Raw genomic sequence first — 24,419 nt, 5'->3', positions numbered from 1 at the left:
CCGCATCAGGGAAAATATGATACGACGCCGCTAATAGAAAAGACGCTTCAGTAACAGAAGCGTCTTTATCTTATTCAGTTGTTATCCTCATGTTTTTTCTTTCCTGTCCCTGCAGCTTCTTCTATCATCCCTGTGACCACGGCATTAAGCTGTGCTGCATTTTGTGAAGAGATAACAGGCTTTCCGGTTTCCGCCTCAAGGGCTTGTTTAGCTATTCCGGCTACGTTACCGCCGCGGCGGGCAACCTCTACATTTTCTGCAAAAGTTTCCGGCTTGGCCTCTTTGGAAATATCCTTTGTTGAGGTTTCTGCAAGCATATTCAGGATAATTTCCGTTGTCGTCATATTATCCCGCAGATTTTCCTTTTTCAGACCCTTCAGCTTTTTATACTGCCGCGTCGTCATACCAGACCATGCACGGGTGATCTCGTCTGTAAGTATTGCATACTCAACACCCTTTTGCACACCGCGATCCTGCCATTCGTCTGTAAGCTCTTTGCGGACCTGGATCGCCTGCAGCCGTTGGTTGATCCATTCTCTGGAATACCCCTTTTTCAGGTAGGTCTCAAGCGCACGGTCTATGATGAGTTCCGGATCTATGGTTTCTTCGATCCGCTCCCGTCCGACTTCTGCAAGCCACAGTTTGAACGGCTCTGCTTTGGGAGAGGGGATCGATTGGATGATGCGCAGCAATTGTTCGGTGTTTGCAGCAAGCGTTTTGCGGAGCTTTCCTGTCGCGGTTCGCATGGCTATCTGGGGACAATTTGTCCCCAGGTACGTACCCAGCTGCGCATCTCGCTTACGCATCTTTTTTAAATAATCAGTAGGATTTACGCTGTCCGTCAAAATCGCAACGACATCAACGACAGAAAAGTACCATTCCTCTTTTTCCTCGTCCCATACCGTTCGGATCTCCTTGTTATCGAAAAGCTGCATCTTATCATGTTCCATTAGAGATATCCTCCTCAAAACAACATCATTTTACCAAGGATCAAGCCGTTTTTCAAGCGTCCAACAGGGATCGGACTGTATTTTGCATATTACTTTTGCCCTTGCGAATATAGTAGAATTATTATATAATAATATCATAATTTATGGAGGTGGCTGCAATGAAGATCAAGTCCTCTACCGTCCTTCGAAATGACTATAATACGATCTCTACTCTCGCGCACGAAAGTCAGGAGCCGATCTATATCACTAAAAACGGGGAAGGCGATATCGTCCTGATGAGCGTAGACGCGTTTGAAAACCGTGAACAGGTCCTGAAGCATCGTGCGGCGATCCTTGAAGCGGAATTCTCCAGACTCAGCGGCGAACCCACCTATTCCGTTGATGAAGTCCGCAAAATGCTGAAGGAGAAGTATCGCAATGCCTGACACACAGCTGGTGATCCTTACCCCGGCATGGGAGGATATCGACCGTATCTCGGATCTGCATTTGATGCTGGTCGGGCCAAGCTCCGCGGAAGCGATCACGGATAAGCTGCTCGATACCATTGCGCTGCTTGCAGGGCAGCCATACATGGGCGCATTGCATCCGGATGCCTTTTTAGCGCAGCATCAGTACCGCAAGCTGATCTGCGGCAATTATGTCTGCATCTACAAAGTGATCAGCCAAACGGTCTATGTATACCGCATCGTAGACGGCCGAACGGATTATCCAAAGCTGCTGCGATAACGGTCATTCCAGCGTCGCCAGCCCGTCAAACAGCGGGCGGACATAAGCGATAAACGCGCCGATGCCGTTGATGATGACCCAGGCGAGCCAGACGCGCTTGAGCCAGTCCCAGGCGCTGTCAGCCTTTTGCTGTGTGCCGCTCATCTTGGCGCCGATGACCGCTACCGCGCTCATCAGGCCAGCGAGCACGGTAGAAATCGCGGCGATCTTGGAATACACATCCTTGATGATGCGGTCCGCCGCCGTCCACATATCCTCCACGGCAAAGGCCTGTGGGATCAGGACCGCGGCGATGACCAGCAGCACCAGCGCGATACGGTAAAATAAGAAAGCGCGTTCCATCCATCCGGAGGCGGGACGCGCCTTTTGCAGTTCATTTTGGTTCAATGGGAAGTACCTCCTTTGGTTGACTGGTCTGTACCGCCCTGCTATAATAGGCAAAGCAATACAAGGTAAAAGGTGTGATGAAAATGGCATGGACCGATGGTAACCTGGCAAGCGCGCTTACCGAGCTGGAAGCCGCTGAACGCCGGCTGGAGGCAGGGGAGCGCAGCCGCGACCTGAAGCAGGCCGCGCAGCACGCATACAACAGCGCTTATGCCAACGAAAATCCCGCACAGGCGGAATGGCGGCGCGAGATCATGGAGCGGGCGCAGCATGTGATAGATGCTTGTCTGAAGCAGTAAGGGAGACCACGGTCTCCCTTACTGCTTCCTTTTCCATCAGACCTGGTTTGCCGCGCTGATGATATCCCAAAACGCCCAGTGCGAGGCGGGTACGTCCGCAAACCTGGTCTGGATGGTTTGCACGCGCAGCGGCCGGCTGGTCACACGGTTGATGAGCTTGGCCGCTTCCGCACGGGTGATGGACGCATCCGGCCTGAACGTACCGTCCTTATAACCGTTGATCCAGCCGTGCAGCAGACCGTATGCCACCGCATCATGCGTCTCCCCATAGCTGGGGACGTCTGGGAACGCCATCGTGCCGGCCGTCACCCGCGGGGACCCGCTCAGGCGGTACAGCCACACGGCCAGCTCCGCACGGGAAATGGGCGCGTCCGGCCGGAAATACGGCGCAGTCTCGACACCCGCGTCATAGAACGCATCCACTTCATGGGCGTACCAGCCGTTTGCCGGTACATCCGCCGCGCCGCAGGCCGGATAGTCCGTCAGGCTGGAGTAATTGGTCAGCCGCGCGAGCATCACGGCCGCTTCCGCACGGGTTAGGGTATTCTCCGGACAGAACCGGTGATTTCCCATACCTTCAAAATACGGCGCGGTGATACCGCTGCGCAGATACAGTGTGCCGCTGCGTTCGCGTACCGCACAGGCGCTGAGCTGCACGTCGTCCCTGATATTGCTTACGGTGACTTTCAAAACGCCTTTTACAGAAAGGCTCATAGGATAAGACCTGTTCCCGACTTTGATCGTACCAGCCTCCACATGGGCGGTCTCCTGCCGGCTGCCCACGCGCAGCGTGACAGTATCCAGCGCATAGCCTTTGTCCGGCGAGACGGTATACGTCGCCGAACCGCCGTCGTTCACACCCGTGCGGGATGCAGAAATGGTGCAGTGCTGCGCTGTCCCGACCGCTACGGCGTTGTCATAGGCTATCAGCTTGGCCGCAGCAGCGGATACCTTGACCGGTGCATAAACGTCGTTTACATATAAAATAACGTCCGCACCGCTTTGCTGTAGCTGGTAGTCTATTCCATCCACAGTGATCTCGTCCTCGTCCGCGTCCACCGTTCGGCTGGTGCCGTCTACGGAAAGCGTGATGCGGTTGAGGCGGTAGTTTGTTTTGGCCGAAATGGTAAAGCGCACATCCGTGCCTTTGGGAACCGTGCCGCCGCAGTCCTTGACGATATCCACGCCCGTCCCCTCTGATACCGTGACCGGTATATGTTCTTCGTCCAGTTCGGAGACAAAGCGCACTTCCATATCGGCCTGCACATCGGTAAGGCGCAGCGTCACGCGGCCGCCGTCCCTGTCTATGCGGTACACCTTGCCGCCCAGCCAGATACGGCCCTCGGAGACATATCCCAGCGCGGACTGCACACCATCGTCCAGCCGGACTTCGGTGATCTCATAGCCGCGTTCGGCATCTGCAATGATGTTTGCATCGTTCCCACGCTTCACTTCGACACGGCTGCTGTCCACGTCCACACCCTTATCGCCGCCTACGCGGACGACCAGCGGCTGCTCCCCCGGCTTGCCGTTGCTGTAAAAGTGGACGCTCAGATTTTCTTCTGCCGTCAACGTCATCGTGACTTTGCCGCCTGTGACCGTGAACGGATAGGTCTTACCGCCTACGGTGACCTCTTGCTCCGCAAGGTCTGCGGTATTCGCCGCGCCGGTATCTGTATTTGTCACCTGCACGCGGGTGACCTCTGCTTCGCCGGACGGCTCGGCGACAATCGTAACCATCTTACCTGCTCCATACGTCCCGCCGCCGTTGACCTCGATGCCGCTGTCCGCGCTTACATCCATGCGGCAGGAGACCGCTTCGACGGATGCGGATAAAACAAGATCTCCTGTGCAGTTGCCCGGCACCGTAACGGTTATCTCCCGTCCGCTATGGCAGAGCGGCAGCACCATGCCGCCCACTATAAGCTGTGCGGGCTTGTCCTGAACCGTGGTGTTTACGGTCTGCCCGTCATAATAGGCGGTGACTACTGCAAGCCGGTACCCGTCCAGCGGGGCAAAGGTGACGTCCCGCGCTGTGCCAGTCTCCCACACGTTGACGCCGACAGCGCTGGATGTATAACCTGTACTGCTTTTTACTTCGACGCGGTGCATACCGCCCGCGGCATAGGACTGCGGGATAATGGTCGCCGCTATCAGCCACAACGCCAGCAGTAAAATCGGGATGCGCAGTTTCTTTGTGGTCATGTTTTTCGCTCTCCTTTCCCTGCAAAAAGGGCCGGTATGCACAGAACGTCATACCGGCTCATGCCAATAATATTATAAGGTCTGGTCTGAAATGAGATAAGCGGCGGTCCTGTCAAATGCGGGCGAGCTTTCCTCCGCCTGCACATCCGGTATGGCGCGCCACAGGCGGTCCACCCGGGCGACGCCGCCCAGATCAGTGTAAACCACCAGCTGCTCCATCCCTACCGCAGCATTGTCCAGCAGCAAATGCACAGCGAATCGTTTTTCGCTGATCTGCAGCGGCTGGGTGTACTGGATACGGTCGAATTCACTTGCGTCCGCCCAGTGGTACAACTCACTCTCGGCCAGTTCGCGCACCGTGCCGTATTCGCCCAGCTGGATAGCAGCGCTGTTCAACACCAGCTCCGCGCTGACCGATGTGAGTTCATCCGTTCCGGCAGACGGCTCCTCGCCCGTATCAAGTGCATACAGGGCGGCCGTACCTCCTGACGCGAGTTCCACATCACGCCGTACCAGCGGCACAGCCTGTACCGTTCCATTCTCTGCATCACTCCATTCCTCCAAACCTGTCTGTTCCATCTGTGTAAATACCGCCGTGTCCGTATCGGGTACCTCCATCTTTGGTTTATCATCTGCGCAGCCCGCGGGCAGGAGCAGCAGCCCCGCCGCACAGACAGCGATTATATTGCGGAAGTTCATTGTATCACTCCTTTATCGAATTTCCTGTCCAATCACGCAGAACCGGTATGCCGGCTCATTCGCGATACAGGTGAGCATGGTGATCTGGTTGCCTGCCGTGGGGTCCAGCACATCGGTGTCCGTGGCCAGGATGCGTCCGGAAAAGGCGACGCGGTAGGTGCGTGTGCCGAGCGAGGTCTTGTAGGTAATGACATCCCCAACCTGCACATATTTCAGGTTGCCAAAATACGGCCACGAACCGCGGTTGTGGCCGCACAGCGCGACGTTGCCGTTCCAGACGCTTGTCCCGTCCACATGGCCGGCGCCCGTTTTCATGCTCTCATAGGTAGCGCCAGGGTAGACATAGGCGAAAATGCCGCGGCTGCCGATGGACACCGCACCGAAATGCCCGTTCGTGGTGACGAGCTGGCTTTGGGCAGTGTAGCCGCCACCCATACCCTCCAGCCGGTTAAACGACAAACCTTCCAGACCGTTCAGCTTTTCATTCGCAGCGATCTGCTTTTCCACCGCACTGCCCCACGGGTCTATGTATGACCCAACAGGGATAACGGGCGAGCCGGCGCGCGGCGCGGTCTGTTCGGCGTCCGTGTCCATGCTGTCCGACGGGACGACGATCGCAGTGCCGCCATGATCATCCTTGCTGTCCAGCTCGAGCGCATGGTTGCTGGACGTGGGCGTGTAAAAGTAGTTGTCATAGAGGTCTGCACTGTAATGGTACTCCAGCGCCGAGGCGAACGGCAGGCTGAGTACCAGCAGGCTGCAGGCTATCGTGCCGCTGAGGGCGCGTTTAACGATGCTTTTCATGAAGTTCACTCTCTTTCTGCATAAAAAATCCCCATCTTTGAGGGATAAACCGCATGAAGCGGCTCTCTTGACAAAGACGGGGGATGTGCTATAATAGATTACAGAAAGGGCGTTGCCATTAGCGGTTAGCCCAGTGTTAATGCTTCAAGAAACCTTGAAACCGTCACTTGGCAGAGTGGCGGTTTCTGCTTTTTACGATGATCGTGACCGTGAAAGGCCCGATATGTAACGTAATACGCATGGCCTCACCCCCTTTCGGGTGGTGTGGCTAACCGCCGTTTCCGTATGGCAACGCCCTTGAACGGTAAAACCGTTCGACTGATTATACCATAGCTTATTATTTTTCGTCAATGAAAGCCGCACGGAAAGCGGCTTTTATCATATCCTCACCTGAAACGCGTAATCGCTCCCTACAAAGGACTCTACGACATGGTGCTGCCCCTCGCCGCCGGTCTCGATGGCGATATCCCGACCCACCAGCCGTTTGGCGAGCCGTTTCCGCAGGATAACCGTGTACTCGGTTTCCTCATGCCCCTGTAACGCGGAAAGCCACAGCTTCGGCGTCCGTACCCGCACATATTGGCGGCTCACAACGTCATGGATGCGGCGTTCTTCATTATAGACGTAGACACAGGCGGTGTGCCAGCGGATATACCGCCAGATCAGCACCAGAATGAGCAAAACCGCAAGGCCTGTCATGACCGCAAGCTGGGATACCGTAATATCCGGATCAAGCCCCGGCAGGACCGGTATCTTGCTGCCCGTATAAGTCACGGTGTAGACCACGCTCCCGATGCTGGTTTTCCCCACCTCGCCCCTGTAGACTGCTGTGGCGCGGTATCCGTCCGCCGCTTCGCGGGTCGTATAGGTGGTTTTGCTGTAGGTGGCTGTTGCCGTCCAGACCGCGGGGACGTCTGAGTCCTTCACGTTTTTCGTTTCAGACCAGCTCAGGCCTGTCAGCGGCAGGGTCAGCCCGTCCGCCTGCACAGTCTCCGGCACAAGGCTGCGGTCATTGTAGGCCAACTCATACGTTTTGGTGACGGTATGCGGATGGCTGTCCGTCACGGTGCTGTACCCAATCGCCTCCACCTTGATGCTCTGCACATCCAGCAGCAGTTCGCCGGTGTAGCCATCCTTGCTGTACGCCCGCGTCGCCGGAAACTGGCCGATCACATCCGCCAGCTCTCCGGAGGGCGCGTCCACCGTGACCGTTTCCTCGGCCGGCTGCGTGTCTGTCGTCTCCTGGTCTGCCTTGTCCATCCGCTGATAGCGGTACCAGTACCCGTCCTGCGAGAATGGTTCCTCGCGCAGCAGGGCGGGATCTGCCTCTGGCGGCAGTTCAAAGGTTTTGGTGAGCGTCTGCACGCCGTTGATCTCCACCATCTCGGTGCGGACCGGTTCAAAGCTCGCCTTGTCACCCTCCAGAAGCACCTGTTCGCTTTGCTGTGCTGCGCCCGCCGCGCCGATAAACAGCGCGGCGAGCACGGGGGCGATCATCCACCGCATCGTTTTTCTGTTCAATATTTCTCAAACCGTCCTTTCCCTGTGCTTTTAGAACCCAGTCTGCGGCAGCGTGGGCCTGGTATACATTGGCGCACGGTAGATCTTGGTCACCCATGCGCTGGCAGCGTTGTCCCACTCGCCCTGATACGAGCCGCCGCAATCCGCGCGGTTGATGATGTTATACCCATTCGCCATGTAATCCGGCACATAGACCAGCAGCGCCGCTTTTTCGGTCATCTTGAAACCGGCCGGTACGGTGCCGAACTCAAAGCGGATATCGGTTACATACTCTCCGGACGCCAGTTTGAGCGATCCGCTGTCGATCTTGAAGGAGTACCGGTTGGTCGAAAGCAGGTCATCCGCCAGCGTCCGGTAATCATTCTTGTTGGTCTTATAAGTGATCTTGTACCAGACGCGGGCATTATACGTGCCGGTCGTGAGCGTGCCTGCACGGACAGCGTCGGTCGGGATACGGTCATGCCAGAAGAAGTTGTCCAGCGGCACATTCGAGTTGTTGGCGATATCCGTGAAGTCATACCGCATATTCGAACCTGCGTCCACCGTGTAGTTGCCGGTCTTTTCAATGCTGGTGTGGATGTTCGCTGGGTCGTTGTACATCTCGATCTGCACCACGTCGCCCTCTACCTTGAGCTTAACCTCTACCTTCTGGTCGTTCCGCTGGAAAAACCGCGGCGCCTGCAGCTCCTGCACAAAGTAGCGTCCCAGCGGGATCGGGTTGGATGCGGCAATCCCTCTGGAATCCGAGGTCATGGTATCCACCACACGGCCGGTATCGGCATTGGTGATTTCAAACACCGCGCCCTCAAGCAGACTGCCCTTGGGCTGGTTGGTTACGGGGTTGTCCTGCGCGGATTTCTTGACCACCTGGATCTGGCCGAGGATCGGGGTGTTCTCGATGACAAGCTCGGTCGTCTCCCCGCGGCGGACGCGGAGCGTGCGCACGGTATCGTCCAGCACATAGCCCTCCGCCGCGGCGATCTCCTCCACCTTGAGCTTGATCTCGCTCCGGCCGTCCGTAAGGATGTCGTCCAGCTCGATATAGCCGTCCTGATCGGTACTGTACTCGCCAATCAGGTTGTTGTGCTCGTCCTTAATGAGAAAGCGCACCCCGTAAATTCCCTTGCCGGTCACGGCATCGACCTTTTTAATGCGCACGCCGGCGAGCTTTTCGTTCTCGAAAGTGGCCGTCGTCAGCTCGCCAGCCTTGACGGTCACGTTCTGCGGGGTCGGGTCAAGGCGGTACCCCTCCGGACAGGATCGCTCGGTCACGACATAGACGTTATCCTCCAGACCGGAAATCGTGATAAGGCCGGAGGAATCCGTGGTGTAAGTGCCGACCAGCTCGCCATTCGCCTTTTCCACCGTAAACGTGCAGCCGTCCAGCGGCTGATTTGTGCCTTTTACCACCTTGCGGATCTGCAAACCATAGGCGCGCTTATTTGTAAAAGTCAGCTCATAATTGCCGCCCGCCTTGACTTCGATGGTCTTGGGCATGTCCTGCAAAATGTATCCATCCGGCGCTTCGGCTTCAGTCACGACCAGTGTGCAGTCCGTGAGTCCCGTCAGGGTGATAACACCGTTTTCGTCGGTCTCGGCACGGTCTTTGACAAGCTCGCCGTTCGCTTTGGAGATAGAAAAAACCGCGTTTTTCAGCGGCTGTCTGGTATCCTCATCTATTTTGCGGATAGTAAGGCTGGAGCGTCTGGTATTGGTGAATGTCACCTCGTAGGTCTGGCCGGCACGGACTTCGATGGTCTTGGGTGTTTCATCGATCGCATAGCCATCCGGCGCAACGGACTCTGCGATCACGAGTGTGCAGGTCTCCAGTTCAGGCAGGTGGATCAGGCCATAGGCGTCGGTCACAGCGCTCTCGCGCACAACCGAACCGTCCCCGCGCGTGATTTTGAACACAGCGCCCTGCAGCGGCTTTTTCGTTTCGCTGTCGATTTTTTTAATCAACAGGCCGGGCTTTTTCGTGTTCTCCACGGTAAGCTCGGTGTCCTTGTCCGTCGTATGCTCGATCTCAAGCACCTCACCGTTCAGGAGGTATTCTGTCAATGTTTTGGCTTCCTGAACCCTATAGGTGCCTGCGGGTGCGTTTTTAATCTCGATACGCCCATTTTCATCGGTCGTATAGTCGCCTAACAGGACACTATCGCACCAGATTTTGAACTGTACGCCTGCCAGCGGCTCTTTCGTTTCGCTGTCAATCTTCTTCACAATGAACGATTTCTGCTCAACGTTGTCCAGCGTCAGCACAAGGTCGCGGTCTGTCGTGTGTTCGCCCTCCAGCACGATCGTGCTCAACTCATACCCCGCCAACGTATGCCGTTCCACAAATTTGTAGGTGCCGGGGTCTGCATAGTCGATGGTGAACGTGCCGTCCGGTCCGGTCGTGAACATGCCGATGCTCTTGCCATCCTTGAAGCCCTCAAACACAACGCCCTGCATCGGCCTGCCGGTGTCGAGGTCTATTTTCTTGACGGTAATGTCCTTTTTGCGGGTGTTCGGGATGGTGAAGAACGTGGGGTACTGGCTGTTGTTCTCAATGGTGAACGTCTTTTCATTGAGGACATAACGCGGGTCTGTTACCGTCTCTTTTGCCTGATACGTCCCCGGCTCTGCGTAGGGCAGCCAGATACGTCCGTGTTCATCGGTTGTATAGTTGCCCAGCAGCTTGCCGTCCTTCCAGATTTCAAAGGTGACGCCTTGGATCGGCTCGCGCGTTTCCTCGTCGATTTTGTAGATACCAAAATGTTTCTTAATGGTGTTCTGGAAAATCAGCGTGGGGATCTCGGCCTGATCCTTGACCAGCTCCACGGTCTGCTCCGGCGCGTCCAGATTGTAATGCTCCGTATCGCCGTCCACCTCGACAACACGGTAGGTGCCGGGCTGGAGGTTTTCCAGCATGGCTTCGCCGTCCTGATCGGTGGTTACGGAAGTGAGCTTGGCGTCGTTGTAGTACACATCGAACTTCCAGCCCTGCAGGGGGACTTTGGTATCCTTGTCCTGCTTGATGATACGGATAGACAGTTTCTTGGTGTTCGGTACGTTGACCTCGCGGACGATCTGCGTGGGGTCTGCGGAGGGGTCTATGTAGACCTCATGCACGAGCTCATCTTTTAAGTAATCCTGCACCGGCTCCGTCTCGACGACCTGATAGAACCCTTTGGGGAGGTTATATACCCTTGCGTAGCCGTTCACGTCCGTTTTAACTGTCTGTAGCACCTGCCCGTCCCGGCGGATCTCAAAGGTAGCGCCTTGCAGCGGCTCCTTGCTGTCCTTGTCGTATTTGTAAATCTCGATGCCGGGCATCGGCGCATTCTTGAACGAAAGCGTTATGTCGCGGGTGTTGTCCCACGAGAAAGTCTGGATGTCTGCGCCATCTGTGGCGAATCCCTCCGGCGCGGCGATCTCGTAGACCTCGAATGATCCGATGGGCAGGTCCCTGCCCTGGATGGTGAACTCGCCCAGCGCGTCCGTGGTGTAGGTGTTGACAAAATCGTTGTCTATGCCCTTGACCTCGAACGTTGCGCCCATCAGGTTGCGGCCGTCCGCGCTGGAGGTCTTATGCACCTTGAAAACGTGGTCATCCGAGTTGGCCAATTTTACCTCGACCGTTTTGCCACCCACAGAGCCGGTATTCACGACTTTGTCTGGTAACAGCGTGTAACCCTCCGGCGCTGCGGTTTCTTTGATGGTGACATCGGTATTAAGCGGAAGTCGATCAAATAATGCCTCTCCGTTTCCATCCGTTGTCTTTTCAATATTTCTTTGCAGGCCATCTTTATAAGTGATTTGGAAAGTACAACCCTGCAATGGCGCACTATCTTTATCAGTCTTCAAAATTTTGAGATTAACTTTTTCCTGTGTAGGCAATGGATTAGAGTTAAATTGCAACTCATTGCTCAACTTTTGCACAGCGGGTTCCACCATGATAACCGGCTGTACCCCCGAACTGGTTGTGCTGGCGGCATATACGTTATAACGGTCTGCATTCATGCTCACAGTGAAAGAAGTCTGTAATGATTCACTGCCTGCATCCATTTCTTCAGCTTTGGCCTTGGGGATACAGAACAGGAAAGTTTCGCCGTAGGCTGTATCGTTTCCATTCTTGTACAGGTCATTGTTTTTCTGCACATTCTTCAGCGTAAGGCGCTGCGCCCCGCGTTCATTATAACTCTTGTTGCCCTGGCTGTCCATGAGGAATGCGCCGGACGATACGTTGTCTGCGCGGACAAAGATCTGGTTGCCGCGCACGAATGTAGCGGACGCCGCCGCCATAGGCAGCACCATGTATGTCTGCCCGTCTATCTGTTTTTCTGCAAAAACACCGGAATTTACAATACCCTGCGGTAAATCCACTGAACCGGTCTTTTGTGCGGCAGGCGTATACTCTGTGTTGCCGGGCGTGTAGTTGATGGTTGCGCCTATCCACGGCTCATGCTCTTTGCCATTTGGTCCCCATACGCCGTAGAACTCGTTGCCGTATTTCAGCATTTCAATAGCGGCATACAGGGTGAGGGCTTCCGAGGTGGAACTGGCACTGAGCGTTTTGCCGCTGGCACGGTAGCCCAACGACGTGGAACTGACGTAATTTACGCCGTAGCTGCTGTTAGCCGCGATCTGCACTTCACCCAAAGCCGCCCAGATTGCTGCCTGCGACGCACTGAAATACATATCTGCTGTAAAGTTTTCATTCGTAAGTGGGCTGCCCACCGTGGAAATGAACTCATTCAGCGACATGCGCGAATCACTACGCACGGCCACGCCGTACACATGCATATCCGATATGCGGCTGGTAACAGTATACGGCATACCGGCTGTCCCTGGATTGGTTTTGGAATGGTCTGCGCAGTATGCGCGGATCTCCGTACCGTCTGACGCTTCCGTAAACATCGGCCAGACGTTGCGCGGCGCGCCATTTTGCTGAAACCACGCTTTATGCACGCCCCTGTCCGCGATTTGATAGGTTTCTCCGACATTGATGACAACTGCCGATGCCACATTATCCTGCTCTGCTCGGGTAATAGGCCCCAAGTTCAATGCACCGGACAATGGAATGCCGGATAGCATGGTAATAGCAGACAGCATGCCTGCTGCTGTCCTTCTTATAATATCCTTTATCATTTTTTCTCTCCTTTTGTCTGAAATAAAAAAGCCGCCTTCAAGGCAGAAGGCGGCGCTCGCTGATGGTGGTTTACTTTTTTCATAGCCTCGTCAAAAGAAAAGAGCGATTAGGTTAATCTAATCGCTCTTATATGACCTAATGTTAACTTATCTTCCAAAATGCTGACAGCAAAAAACTTGGCCATTTTCTGCGAGCGCAAATCCAATGCCTACCCGTGTCCACTCACTGTCCAAAATCGTATTTCTATGACCCTCTGAAGCCATGAATTTCTTCATATCCTTAGTAACGGGATCATCTTTGGGGGCAACTGCACCAGCAATATTTTCACCGTTAATTACATCTTCAATATCATCTCGTACTGTTATTCCCTGCGCATCGGCTAATTCTTTAATTTCACCATAGGCAGCATGTCTAAACTCAAAAGTAAGATGTTTTGCCCAGAAGCCAGCACTCCACATCAGGTCTTGGTCAATTTTCAGTTCGGGTATACCAGCTTTGCGACGTTCTTCGTTGATGGCACCTACCATATCCAGTTCCCATGCTCGGAGCATTTCTTCGGTCGCAGTCGGGGGATCGTTATTGCTGCCGTCGCTTGTGACTTCCTGCCCCAGCGCCTTGCGCAGCTCATCTGCCCAGAAATGGTTTACCGTGCGATCATCTTCGAACGAAACCGCGTCCACCGGCGCGCCTTTCATGGCATCCAGTGCAGCAATAACATCCTCTACAGTGCCGTTCGCTTTGCCGGTAATGATCGGCGCATACTGTTTGGCGGTAGTGAGGTATTTGCTCTTATCCCAGTTACAGTCAATCATGGCCTGATTGAATTCTGACATGGTTTTGTTCCACTTCGTAATGGCGCTGCCGCTGGCAGGCGTTGTGCTTTCCGTGTACGGTGCATCCGTGTCGATACAGACGCTCTCCGTATCCGCGTCATAGGATACGCCAAAATTGATCTGCTTGCCGATATCCCGCAGCTTCACATAGTTGCTGCCGCCAATCTGGTAGGCCGTCATGTTGACCTGTACGCCGTCTACGGTGATTTTCTGATCCGTCACCTTGGCAGACGCGCCGCTTACAGCCTCGTCTTTAATACCTGACGTGCTGGGGGTGGTACGCTCCGTGCTGATCTCTACGGTCTGCGTCTCGTTGTTCCACTCCACGCCAAAGCCCACAAGCGTACCAATATCGCGCAATTTGAAATAGTTGTTGTCCGCTATATTGTAGCCCGTAGGATAGACGCGGGTGCCGTCAACGTAGACCGTCTGGCCCATGTCGCGGGTGGGTGTGGCCGTGACCGTGTCCGCCGCGCCCGCGGGAGGTATGGCGCCAGTTAAAAGCGTTGCTGCACAAATCAAAGATACAAGACTGGTCTTCATAAAAGCTCACCTGCACTTTCCGTCTTTGTATCTTTACTTTACAACGGGGGAATGGTGCTGTCAACCGATTATTTTGAACCGAAATGTTGCTGGTCTGAAACGGGTGCGATGGGATAAAACAACGCTTTTTTCGCAAAATAAGTGCGCTGTGTAGTGCCAAAAGTGAGAGCAGAAAATACAGAAAAATTGCTGCATGTACATCATCACAGGGCGGCGGGCGCTGCCTATGAATAAACGGATACATTATTGGACTCCTCCTATTCAATTTGTTAAAATACTACGTTTATCATTCCAAAAGAAAATACTCCAAATCGAATCCGACTTGGAGTATCTTGAACAAATAATTTTTCTGTTTTCAGCTTTATGCAGGGCATCTTTTCATTTTCACTATTTCACTCGAAAACCACTTTATGGGGTGGGTCACTGCATTGGATCTTTTCATTCCGTTCTTTTCTGTTACACCATTTCTACACCATTTTCTTATGGAGTTATATTAAATTATACAGAAATATATGAGTCAAAAAGTTTGTATTTTATCGCGAAATCAATCTTAATGATCTATATCAAGCTTTATAAAGTTACATAAATTCGCAACATCTTTCGATACCGAGTTTCATGATTGCCATTCCTCCAATTATGGTAAGGGAAGCCCTGTCCCCGTTTTTTGTCTTGCAAATAGTATACCGCTTTCGCTGGCATTTTGCAATCTTTTGCGGTATACTATTGTCACCGTTTCTGGTATCAACATTGCAGGCTGCTGCGGAAAGGGAACCATTATGCCGTCTTATGCCACCCATCATATTTTTGCCGCGACCGTCCAGCGCGTCACAGGCGACTCGGCCGCGCACATCGCCGTCACCTACCCCGCGGGCTACCGCTGGGGCGCACAGGGGCCGGACCCGCTTTACTATTACCACGCGCCATTCTCCGGCGCGCTGGGCCGTCTGGCGCGCCGCATGCACACCGAACCGCCCTGCGCTTTGTTTGAAGCGCTGTGCGCCGCCGCCGTGCAGCAGCATGACGCCGCCGCGCTCGCGTATGTGTTCGGCTTCTGCACGCACTACGCGCTCGACCGCGTAACCCACGCTTTCCTGGAGGCGCAGGCCGACCGCCTCTCGCTCTACCTGCCCAACTATTCCGCCGAGGCGCGGCGCAAGCTGGTTGAAAGCGATATCGACGGCATCCTGATCGCCAATTACATCGCCGCCGCCCCCGCGGAGTTTGAGGCGTTCCGCCTGCTCGATCCCAGCGCCGCGGAATGCACTGTGCTGGCGCGCGTACTGGCCGGCGCGGCGAAAAGCGCGTGCGGCGCGCGCGTCTCCCCCGCCGCGGTATACCGCTCGCTGCACGACATGCGCCGTGTACTGCACCTGACGCACAGCGGCAGCCATATCCGCGGCCGCCTAGTGCATCTGGAGCGGCTCGCGGGCAAGGCCGGTCTCGCCTCCTCTCTGATCCGTCCCGCCGAACCGCTCGCCGCGGACTGCGCCAACCAGTCGCACCGTCCCTGGTCCTCGGGCAGCGGCGAACGGACCGAGTCCTTCTGCGACCTGTTTGACGCGGCCGTGCCGCTCGCCGTGTCGCTCCAGCGCGCGGTCCTCGAACGCTATTATCAGCAAAAGCCCCTCGATCCGCGATTTTTCCCCACGAATTTCTGCGGCACTGCAACGAAAATTTAATTTTCTGGAACCAATCGACAGGTTTCGTATGACTTCGCCCTCCAAAGCGGGTAAGGTATCCATTGTTACCAAACTGTAACCTTGGACATTTGGAAAGGAGGGAATATGGAGGACCGCTTTTCTCCATACTACCGTCATGCGAAACCTGTTATCCTTTTTTGCCGGACTTTTTTCCGGCCTGTTATTTGCCCTTGTGCGGGCCATATTGCTGCTTGACCGCCTGATCTGCTGGTTCTGGGATCTGCCCTGCTGGGCGGCGCTTGCCCGCGCATGCCGCGCGGCGGCAAAGCGGCGCGCGGTCTGCGCAGCGGCTGTGTTCCTCCCCGTGTTCTTTGTACCCAGCGCGCTGCTGCTGCACAGCGGCACCCTGGTGCTGGCGAACGGCAGGCCGCTCGGCCTGGTCGAGGAGGCGGACACGCTCTCCGCCGCGGTCGCGGAGATCGAACAGAGCGCGGGCGCGCTCGCGGGCGGGGAATACACGCTCCCCGTCTGCATTGAAACCAAGCCGTCCTATGCGCCGGAGGACCAGTTCCTGACCGGCGATGCGCTCAAGGCCGAGCTGATCGACGCCAGCGGGGAGCTGGACACGCTGGCCGTGATCTCGGTCGACGGCGAGCAGGCGGGCGTCTGCCGCTCGGCGGACGAGGCGCAGGCGCTGCTTGACCGCGTCAAGGCGCAGTACACGACTGCGACCGACGAGGACGCGGACTTCCTGCAGGAGGTGCGTGTGGACAACGTCGTCGCCCAGACCTCGCTGGTTTCGGATTTCGGCGCGCTGTACAGCGCGCTCTCCCCCCGTCTGGATGTAACCGCGACGCGCTCGGTCACCTATACCGAGGAAATCCCCTATGAAACGATCACCCGCGAGAACGACCAGCTCGACCAGACCTACCGCGCTACCGTGCAGGAGGGCTGCGCGGGCGAGGCGGTCGTCACCGCCGAGATCGAAACCGTGGACGGGCAGGAGCATGGCCGCACCATCCTTGCGCGCACGGTGCTGAGCGACGCGAGGAATGAGATCGTCGAGGTAGGCACCAGGAATGTCGGCATCGGCACGGGCGAATTTGCAGTGCCGCTGACGAGTTACACTTTCACCTCCGCGTTCAAATGGCGCTGGGGCAGGCTGCACGGCGGCGTGGACCTTGCGGTGGAAGAAGGCACGCCGGTCTACGCGGCGGACAACGGCAAGGTCATCGTTGCGGAGGATTCGGGCAACGGGTACGGCAGCTATATCATCCTCGATCACCAGAACGGCTTCAAGACCCTGTACGGGCATAATTCCGAGCTGCTGGTATCGGTCGGGGACGTGGTCGCCAAGGGCGACCGGATCGCGCTTTCCGGCAACACGGGCAACTCGACCGGTCCGCACCTGCATTTTGAGATACAGGTCAACGACGAAAAGGTTGACCCGCAGCAGTACCTGACGCTCTCGTAAACGGAAAAAGCGCTGTGGACAGTGATCCACAGCGCTTTTTATGATTCATTGGGGAATCCTGTATCTCCATCGCCTCACCGAGCTGGAAAAACGGGTCAGTGCTTCAGGTCCGGATGCGTTCGCTCATCTCCGCGTTCGCATGCCCCAGCACCGGCAGCAGCACCGCGCATACGATCACGCCGGCCAGCCCCTGCACGATGTTGAACGGCACGCCGGCCAACACAGCCGCGGCCGCGGCGCCCGCCGCGCTTCCCGCGACCAGCTCCATGCCGACCTCATACACATAATAGCCCGCGACCATCACGATTTCCGCGGGAATACCGCACAGCGCCACGCGTACCGGCATATTCATCCGCTCCCGTCCGGCCATGTGGTGGTAGAGCCAGCCGCCCGCCAGCGCGGTCAGCGCCTTGATGGCGAACGTACCCGGCACCCAGGCCATATAACCGCCGAACAGGTCGGCCAACATCGAGCCGATGCCCGCCGCGACCGCGCCCAGCCCCGGCCCCAGCAGGATGCCGCAGAGCAGCACCAGCCCGTCGCCCAGGTGGATATAGCCGAGCGTCGGCGTCGGGATACGGATAATCATGGTTGCGACCGTCGTCAGCGCCGCGAGCAGAGCGGCAAGGATGATCGTTCTGGTTTTTTTGCTTTGCATATTGTGGCACCCTCTTTGTTTTTCCTTTGTTGGCACTATTGTACCCCCAATGTGACCTTTTACAAAGCGCCAGATCAAACATTTTTCACAATGCCAGACCGCATACAAAAAAGCGGCCCATCCGCAGATGGGCCGCCTGGTGCTTTCCGTATCAGCGCTTGTTGGAGCGCTTCCAGATGTGCATTTTTTCCGCGTCCTGAATGAGCTGCTCGCGGAAATCGGGATGCGCGACCGAGATCAGCGCCTCCGCGCGCTGCCAGGAGGACAGGCCCTTGAGGCACACCTTGCCGTACTCGGTCACGAACCAGTGCACGTTCGGGCGCGCGTCGGTCACGACCGAACCGTCCGCCAGCGTCGGGCGGATGCGGGAAGCGATCGAGCCATCCTTCTGCTTGAACGTGGACGAGCAGCAGATAAAGCTCTTGCCGCCCTTGGACAGATACGCGCCAAGCACGAAGTCGAGCTGGCCGCCCGCGCCGGAGATCTGCTTGGTGCCGGCCGTTTCCGCGTTCACCTGGCCGAACAGGTCGATATCCACCGCGTTGTTGATCGAAATGAAGTTGTCGATCTGGGCGATGGTGCGCGCGTCGTTGGTATAGGATACGGGGGCCGCGTAGCATTCCGGATTATTGTCGATATAATCATAGAGCTTTTTGGTGCCAGCGCCGAACGCATACACCTGCTTGCCCCGATCGATCCCCTTGTTCAGGCCGTTGATCTTGCCCGCCATGGCGATGTCAACAAACGCGTCCACGTACATCTCGGTATGTACGCCGAGATCCTTCAGGTCGGATTCCGCGATCATGGAGCCAACCGTATTCGGCATGCCGCCGATGCCCAGCTGCAGGCAGGCGCCGTTCGGGATCTCCTCCACGATCAGCTTGGCCACCGCGCGGTCAACGTCGGTCGGCGCGCCGCCGGCGCCCAGCTCCGCGATCGGCGGGTTTTCACCCTCGACGACCATATCCACCTCGGAGATGTGAACCGCTTCCTCAAAGCCGCCCAGGCAGCGCGGCATGTTCTTGTTGACCTCGACGATGACAACGTCGGACACGTCGCACACCGCCTTCAGGTGGGACGCGTTCGGGCCGAAGCTGAAGTAGCCATGGCTGTCCATCGGCGCAACCTGGAACATCGCCACGTTGACGTGCTTGACATTCTCGCGGTAGTAGCGCGGCAGCTCGGAATAGCGCAGCGCATTGTAAAAGCCGAAGCCCGCGGTGCAGGCCTTGCGCTCGATGCCGCCCATGTGCCAGGAGTTCCAGGTGATCTTCTTTTCCACGTCCGGAATCTGGAATACCGCGGGCTGCCACATCAGGATGCCGCCGCGCAGGTTGATATCCTCCAGCTCGCCCATCCGTCCGGCGAGCGCCTTGTCCAGCGCGCAGGCCGTGCCGGTACACCAGCCGTAGTCCACCCAGTCGCCCGATTTGACCACCTTGACAGCCTCGTCCGCCGTGGTCAGCTTCTGCTGATAAAGAGCTTCGTAATCCATGATTGCCCAAACCTCCGTCTTTGTTTATTCTTTAACAATCTTACTGTCTATTATACATCTATTGTATATAATACTATATTCCCCCGTACAGGTCAAGCAAGGAGTTGCCATTTACAACACTTACAACCATTCGCCCAGAAAGTGACCAGAAAGTTTTTCTTGATTTTCTCAAATAAAGTGGTACAATGATAAATGACTTTCACAGTACCGTAATTATGCAATGAATTAGGAGGGCATTCCCATGAAAACCAAAAAGCTTCTGGCGCTGCTGCTCGCCGGCGCGATGAGCGCCTCTCTGCTGGCAGGCTGCGGCAGCGACAGCTCCGCCGATACCGCGGGCGGCGACGACGCGGCCAATCCGTCCGACACCGCCGCTGCGGACAGCGACCTGGCGCAGATCGAAGACGCCGGCAAGCTGAAAATCGGCTACACGGTCTATGAGCCGATGAACTATACCGACGAGCAGACCGGCGAATTCACCGGCTTTGACACCGAGTTCGCGCAGGCGGTCTGCGAAAAGCTCGGCGTGGAGCCGGAATTCATCGAGATCGTTTGGGATACCAAGCAGGTCAGCCTGGAGAGCGGCGAGATCGACTGCATCTGGAACGGCATGACCATCACGGACGACCTCAAGCAGAACACGTCGGTTTCCGACCCCTATGTGGAAAACACACAGGTCGTCGTCACCAAGACGGAAAACAAGGATACTTACGCAGATTACGCCAACCTGGTCGGCAAGACGGTGGCGGTAGAGGCTGGCTCGGCCGCGCAGAGCGTGGCGGAGGAGGATGAAAACCTCAGCCAGTCCGAGCTGGTCACGGTCAGCAAGCAGACCGACGCGCTGCTCGAGGTCAAGTCGGGTACGGCGGACGCCGCGATCTTTGACCGGACCATGGCAGAAAACATGATCGGCGAGGGTACCGACTTTGCAGACCTGACCATCTGCGGCGTGTTCCATCAGGAGCAGTACGGCATCGGCTTCCGCAAGGGCAGCGACCTGTGCGACAGGGTCAATGAGATCATGGCTGAACTGAAAGAGGACGGCACGCTGCAGTCCCTGGCTGACAAGTACGGCCTTTCCCTGGCAGAATAAACAAATTTACCCACACAATTTTTACACCGAACGGGACAGCTTACCGCTGCCCCGCTTGGTTTTGTTTGGAGGAATCCTATGAATCCCTCGGTTATTTTCACCAACCTGTTCCAGAGCTTCGGGATCAACTGCACGATCTTCGTGGCCACGCTGCTGATCGCGCTGCCCGTCGGCCTGCTCGTGGCGTTCGGCGCCATGAACAGGTGGGAGCCGTTCCGCTGCCTGCGCGGCAGCCGCCTTGCGTCCGGCAAATGGGGCGCCATGCTGGTCGGGCTGCGCCCGATCGCCCTTTTCATCAAATTCTTTGTGTGGATCATCCGCGGCACACCGCTCATGCTGCAGATCATCTTCATCTACTATGGCCCCGGCCTGCTCAACTGGGGCCAGCCGTGGAACGCCATGGGTACGGACGGGCGCGTGGTCGCGACCTGCGCCGCGTTCGCGATCAACTACGCCTGCTATTTTTCCGAGATCTTCCGCGGCGGCATCCAGTCCATCCCGCGCGGCCAGTATGAGGCCGGCCAGGTGCTCGGCATGACCAAGCGGCAGATTTTTTTCAAGATCACGCTGCTGCAGGTCGTCAAACGCGTGATCCCGCCCATGGGCAACGAATTCATGACGCTTATCAAGGATACCGCGCTGGCCAACATCATCGCCACCAAGGAGATCATCATGATGAGCAAGGAATTCATCAACCGCGGCCTGATCTGGCCGTTGTTCTCCACCGCCCTTTTCTTCCTCGTGTTCTGCGGCGTGCTGACGCTGCTGTTCGGCTGGCTGGAAAGAAAAATGGACTACTTCCGTGTATAAGGAGCGAGCCGCAATGCCTATTCTTGAAGTACAAAACATCGAAAAGAGCTTTGGCCCGACCAAGGTGCTGCAGGACATCAGCTTTTCCCTGGAACGCGGCAAGGCGCTGGCCATTATCGGCTCGTCCGGTTCGGGCAAGACGACCCTGCTGCGCTGCCTGAACTTTCTGGAAACCCCGAACGCGGGCCGTATCCTGGTAAACGGCGAAACCCTGTTCGACGCCGCCGACCGCGCCGCCAAGAGCGACGCGGAGATCCGCCGCCGGCGCCTGCATTTCGGCATGGTGTTTCAGTCGTTTAACCTGTTCCCGCAGTACACTGCGCTGGAAAACGTCATGCTGGCCAGCCTGATGCTCGCCAAGGAGCGGCCGGATTACAAGCAGAACCGGCACGCCATCCATGAGGAGATTGAAAACCACGCCATTGAACTGCTCGCCCAGATGAGCCTGGAGGGGCGCATGAGCCACTACCCCCACCAGCTTTCCGGCGGCCAGCAGCAGCGCGTGGCCATTGCGCGGGCGCTCGCGCTCCAGCCGGACATCCTCTGCTTTGACGAGCCCACCTCCGCGCTCGATCCCGAGCTGACCGGCGAGGTCCTGCGCGTCATCCGCTCGCTCGCGGACCAGCACACCACCATGATTATCGTTACGCATGAGATGGCGTTCGCCCGCGATGTGGCCGACCATGTGCTGTTCATGGACGCGGGCGTGATCGTGGAGGAAGGCACGCCCAGCGAGCTGTTTGAAAATACGCAAAATGAGCGTACCCGCGCGTTTTTGAGCCGTTTTTCGCAAAACAACTAAATCCCGTTTGAATCCGCCCACTCTTTTCGGCTATTCTGCCTGTTTTTTCTTTACAGGCGGGTTTCGATGCGTTAAAACAGCCCCGTATTCCAAAATACGGGGCTGTTTATTGTCTTTTTGTACAGGATTTGGTGGTTATTTTTTGGTGATTTTTTTGTTCGTTTGTGTTGAAGTTGTGGACGGGATTTGCTACAATAAAAGCGCAGGGCAAATTGCCTGATATGATGCGCATAAAAGCCCGCACGGCCTTTATAAATTTTATGAATGGAGATGTTCAACTATGGCTATGGATGCTTTCAGTGCCTCTTTGATGAAGGACAAAAGAGAGATCGTCATTGCCCCCACTATCTACAAGTTTGAAACGTTCGGCGACTTCGCCGAGGAGTTCAAGCTCGGCGAACGCGACGTCGTTCTGACCAACGAGTTCATCTACAAGCCCTTTATGGCGGAGCTTGGTCTGAAGAGCCAGTTCGTGTTCCAGGAGAAGTTCGGCGCAGGCGAGCCCTCCGAAGCCATGATCGAAACCATGTACGAAGCAATCCCGTACGACTCCTACGACCGCGTCATCGCTGTCGGCGGCGGCGCTATCATGGACCTTTGCAAGCTGCTCGGCTGCAAGCGCCCGGCATCTGTACATGAGCTGTATTTCAAGCGCGAACCCGTTGTACATGAAAAGGAAGTCATTGCGATCCCGACCACCTGCGGCACCGGTTCCGAAGTCACCAACATTTCGGTTGCCATCGTCAAGGACGAAAAGGACGGCAAGCTGACCGGCGGCGAGACCAAGCTCGGCCTGGTTTCCGACGACATCATCCCGAACAAGGTCTGCCTGGTACCCGACCTGCTCAAGACCCTGCCGTACAAGCCGTTCGCCGCTTCCGCGATCGACGCGCTCATCCATGCGACCGAGTCGTTCCTGTCCCCGCACCGCAAGACCGTCACCTCCGAGATGTTCTCGGTCAAGGCGATGGAAATGATCCTCGAAGGCTTCCGCCGCATCGCGCTCGAGGGACCGGACGCCCGCATCGATTACCTCGGCGAGTTTGTCACCGCTTCCCTGTTCGCCGGCATCGCGTTCCTCAAGGCCGGCTGCGCGACCGTACACGGCATGTCCTTCCCGCTCGGCGGCACCTACCATGTACCGCACGGCGAATCCAACTATGCGCTGTTCAGCAAGATCCTTGAGCTGTACGACGAGTACGAGCCGGCCGGCGAGCTTGGCAAGTTCAAGGAGATCGTCGCCCGCTGCCTCGGCTGCACCAAGGACGACGCGCTGCGCACCCTGAACGTGACCCTCGAAAAGGTCCTCCCGCTCAAGCCGCTGCATGAGTACGGCTTCAAGGAAGAGGATATCAAGAGCTTCCCGCTCTCGGTCGAGGCGAACCAGCAGCGTCTGATCACCAACTCTTACCGTCCGTGGAGCATCGAGCTGAGCGAACGCGTATACCGCGAGTGCTTCTAAACCCAGTAAGCGTATCGCCTGAACAGGGCGGGGACCCCCGCGTTCCCCGCCCTGTTTTTATAGCAACCTGATAAAGAAAGGATACTTGATCGATATGATGACCAAAGACCAATATATCGAGTCCCTGCGGAAGCTGCACCTGAACCTGTACAGCTTCGGGGAAAAGGTGGAGAATCCGGTGGATAACGCGATCATCCGCCCGTCGCTGAACTCGTTCGCGGCGACCTATGAGCTGGCGGAGGACCCGCAGTATGAGGACCTGATGACCGCGACCTCCAACCTCACGGGCAAGAAGATCAACCGCTTCACCCATCTGCATCAGTCCACGGACGACCTGATTAAGAAGGTCAAGATGCAGCGCCTGCTGGGCCAGAAGACCGCCGCCTGCTTCCAGCGCTGCGTCGGCATGGACGCGTCCAACGCGGTCTACTCCACCACCTATGAGACCGACGAGGCGTGCGGCACACATTACTTTGATAACTTCGTGAAGTTCTGGACCGACGTGCAGGAGAACGACTGGGCGGTGGACGGCGCGATGACCGACGTCAAGGGCGACCGCAGCCTGTCCCCCTCCAAGCAGGCGGATCCGGACCTGTTCCTGCATGTGGTGGAGCGCACGGCGGACGGCGTTTACGTCACGGGCGCGAAAGCGCACCAGACCGGCTATATTAACAGCCATTATGTGCTGGTGATGCCGACGATCTCGATGCGCGAGGGGGACGAGGACTATGCGATCTCGTTCGCCTGCCCGACGGACGCGGAGGGCATTACGCTCATCCTGGGCCGCCAGTCCTGCGACACGCGCAAGACCGAGGAGTACAACGACATCGACGTGGGCAACAAGGTCTACGGCGGGCATGAGGTGCTGGTGATCTTCGACCATG

Annotated in this window: 20 protein-coding genes; 10 read left to right on the top strand and 10 right to left on the bottom strand. The window is 56.6% G+C overall.

Translation table 11 applies throughout. The features are described 5' to 3' along the window. Positions 1–74: 74 nt before the first annotated feature. On the bottom strand, positions 75–950 hold the full coding sequence (locus tag ACYQ3S_RS13955) for a BRO-N domain-containing protein (RefSeq protein ID WP_459689888.1): 876 nt from the start codon (positions 948–950) through the stop codon (positions 75–77). A gap of 158 nt (positions 951–1,108) precedes the next feature. On the opposite strand from ACYQ3S_RS13955, the gene ACYQ3S_RS13950 reads away from it, so the two are divergent. Continuing rightward, positions 1,109–1,375 carry a type II toxin-antitoxin system Phd/YefM family antitoxin gene (locus ACYQ3S_RS13950; protein WP_459689887.1) on the top strand — a complete coding sequence of 89 codons (267 nt, stop codon included), beginning with the start codon at positions 1,109–1,111 and terminating at the stop codon, positions 1,373–1,375. Next, on the top strand, positions 1,368–1,676 hold the full coding sequence (locus tag ACYQ3S_RS13945; protein WP_459689885.1) for a type II toxin-antitoxin system RelE/ParE family toxin: 309 nt from the start codon (positions 1,368–1,370) through the stop codon (positions 1,674–1,676). Before ACYQ3S_RS13950 ends, ACYQ3S_RS13945 begins: the two co-directional genes overlap by 8 nt. 3 nt (positions 1,677–1,679) lie before the next feature. Here the strand turns inward: ACYQ3S_RS13945 and ACYQ3S_RS13940 are convergent, their stop codons facing one another. Then, on the bottom strand, positions 1,680–2,063 hold the full coding sequence (locus ACYQ3S_RS13940; RefSeq protein WP_459689883.1) for a hypothetical protein: 384 nt from the start codon (positions 2,061–2,063) through the stop codon (positions 1,680–1,682). An 83-nt stretch (positions 2,064–2,146) separates the two neighbouring features. Here ACYQ3S_RS13940 and ACYQ3S_RS13935 point away from each other — a divergent pair, with 83 nt between their 5' ends. Further along, a complete protein-coding gene (locus ACYQ3S_RS13935; RefSeq protein WP_459689881.1) occupies positions 2,147–2,362 on the top strand; it encodes a hypothetical protein in 216 nt (71 codons plus the stop codon). 36 nt (positions 2,363–2,398) lie between these two features. Here the strand turns inward: ACYQ3S_RS13935 and ACYQ3S_RS13930 are convergent, their stop codons facing one another. From ACYQ3S_RS13930 to ACYQ3S_RS13905, 6 genes are all read right to left on the bottom strand, one after another. After that, complete coding sequence (locus ACYQ3S_RS13930) at positions 2,399–4,567, bottom strand: S-layer homology domain-containing protein (protein ID WP_459689879.1); 2,169 nt, start codon at positions 4,565–4,567, stop codon at positions 2,399–2,401. Between the two features lie 72 nt (positions 4,568–4,639). Continuing rightward, the gene (locus ACYQ3S_RS13925; RefSeq protein ID WP_459689877.1) at positions 4,640–5,266 is read right to left on the bottom strand and encodes a hypothetical protein; all 627 of its coding nucleotides are present in this window, start codon (positions 5,264–5,266) and stop codon (positions 4,640–4,642) included. A 12-nt stretch (positions 5,267–5,278) separates the two neighbouring features. Beyond that, entirely contained in the window at positions 5,279–6,070 is a 792-nt protein-coding gene (locus tag ACYQ3S_RS13920) for a class D sortase (protein ID WP_459689876.1), read from the bottom strand. Between the two features lie 378 nt (positions 6,071–6,448). Beyond that, a complete protein-coding gene (locus ACYQ3S_RS13915) occupies positions 6,449–7,591 on the bottom strand; it encodes a hypothetical protein (protein WP_459689874.1) in 1,143 nt (380 codons plus the stop codon). Positions 7,592–7,621: 30 nt separating this feature from the next. Continuing rightward, positions 7,622–12,601, bottom strand: coding sequence for a SpaA isopeptide-forming pilin-related protein (locus ACYQ3S_RS13910; protein WP_459689872.1), 4,980 nt, complete (start codon positions 12,599–12,601; stop codon positions 7,622–7,624). 270 nt (positions 12,602–12,871) lie between these two features. Continuing rightward, a complete protein-coding gene (locus tag ACYQ3S_RS13905; protein WP_459689871.1) occupies positions 12,872–14,101 on the bottom strand; it encodes a CAP domain-containing protein in 1,230 nt (409 codons plus the stop codon). Positions 14,102–14,877: 776 nt separating this feature from the next. On the opposite strand from ACYQ3S_RS13905, the gene ACYQ3S_RS13900 reads away from it, so the two are divergent. Beyond that, on the top strand, positions 14,878–15,780 hold the full coding sequence (locus ACYQ3S_RS13900; RefSeq protein ID WP_459689870.1) for a hypothetical protein: 903 nt from the start codon (positions 14,878–14,880) through the stop codon (positions 15,778–15,780). A gap of 205 nt (positions 15,781–15,985) precedes the next feature. Continuing rightward, positions 15,986–17,215 carry a peptidoglycan DD-metalloendopeptidase family protein gene (locus ACYQ3S_RS13895; RefSeq protein WP_459689868.1) on the top strand — a complete coding sequence of 410 codons (1,230 nt, stop codon included), beginning with the start codon at positions 15,986–15,988 and terminating at the stop codon, positions 17,213–17,215. 103 nt (positions 17,216–17,318) lie between these two features. On the opposite strand, the gene ACYQ3S_RS13890 is transcribed toward ACYQ3S_RS13895, so the two are convergent. Next, on the bottom strand, positions 17,319–17,873 hold the full coding sequence (locus ACYQ3S_RS13890) for an ECF transporter S component (protein ID WP_459689866.1): 555 nt from the start codon (positions 17,871–17,873) through the stop codon (positions 17,319–17,321). Between the two features lie 151 nt (positions 17,874–18,024). Further along, the gene (locus ACYQ3S_RS13885) at positions 18,025–19,368 is read right to left on the bottom strand and encodes a butyryl-CoA:acetate CoA-transferase (RefSeq protein WP_459689865.1); all 1,344 of its coding nucleotides are present in this window, start codon (positions 19,366–19,368) and stop codon (positions 18,025–18,027) included. Between the two features lie 241 nt (positions 19,369–19,609). Between ACYQ3S_RS13885 and ACYQ3S_RS13880 the strand changes: the two genes are divergently transcribed. The 5 genes from ACYQ3S_RS13880 to ACYQ3S_RS13860 all read left to right on the top strand — a co-directional run. After that, positions 19,610–20,461, top strand: coding sequence for a transporter substrate-binding domain-containing protein (locus ACYQ3S_RS13880; RefSeq protein WP_459689863.1), 852 nt, complete (start codon positions 19,610–19,612; stop codon positions 20,459–20,461). 78 nt (positions 20,462–20,539) lie between these two features. Beyond that, positions 20,540–21,271, top strand: coding sequence for an amino acid ABC transporter permease (locus ACYQ3S_RS13875; protein WP_459689861.1), 732 nt, complete (start codon positions 20,540–20,542; stop codon positions 21,269–21,271). A 13-nt stretch (positions 21,272–21,284) separates the two neighbouring features. After that, positions 21,285–22,073 (top strand): amino acid ABC transporter ATP-binding protein, encoded by a 789-nt coding sequence (locus tag ACYQ3S_RS13870; RefSeq protein ID WP_054328303.1) that lies wholly within the window; start codon positions 21,285–21,287, stop codon positions 22,071–22,073. A gap of 280 nt (positions 22,074–22,353) precedes the next feature. Then, positions 22,354–23,535 (top strand): 4-hydroxybutyrate dehydrogenase, encoded by a 1,182-nt coding sequence (locus ACYQ3S_RS13865; RefSeq protein WP_459689859.1) that lies wholly within the window; start codon positions 22,354–22,356, stop codon positions 23,533–23,535. Positions 23,536–23,629: 94 nt separating this feature from the next. Next, positions 23,630–24,419 (top strand): 4-hydroxyphenylacetate 3-hydroxylase N-terminal domain-containing protein (locus tag ACYQ3S_RS13860; protein ID WP_459689858.1); only part of this gene is annotated, 790 nt, incomplete at its 3' end.

The organism is Agathobaculum sp. TL06 (assembly GCF_054658635.1).
The sequence above is the reverse complement of the archived record's forward strand: the minus strand, read 5'-3'. Positions and strand labels throughout refer to the sequence as shown.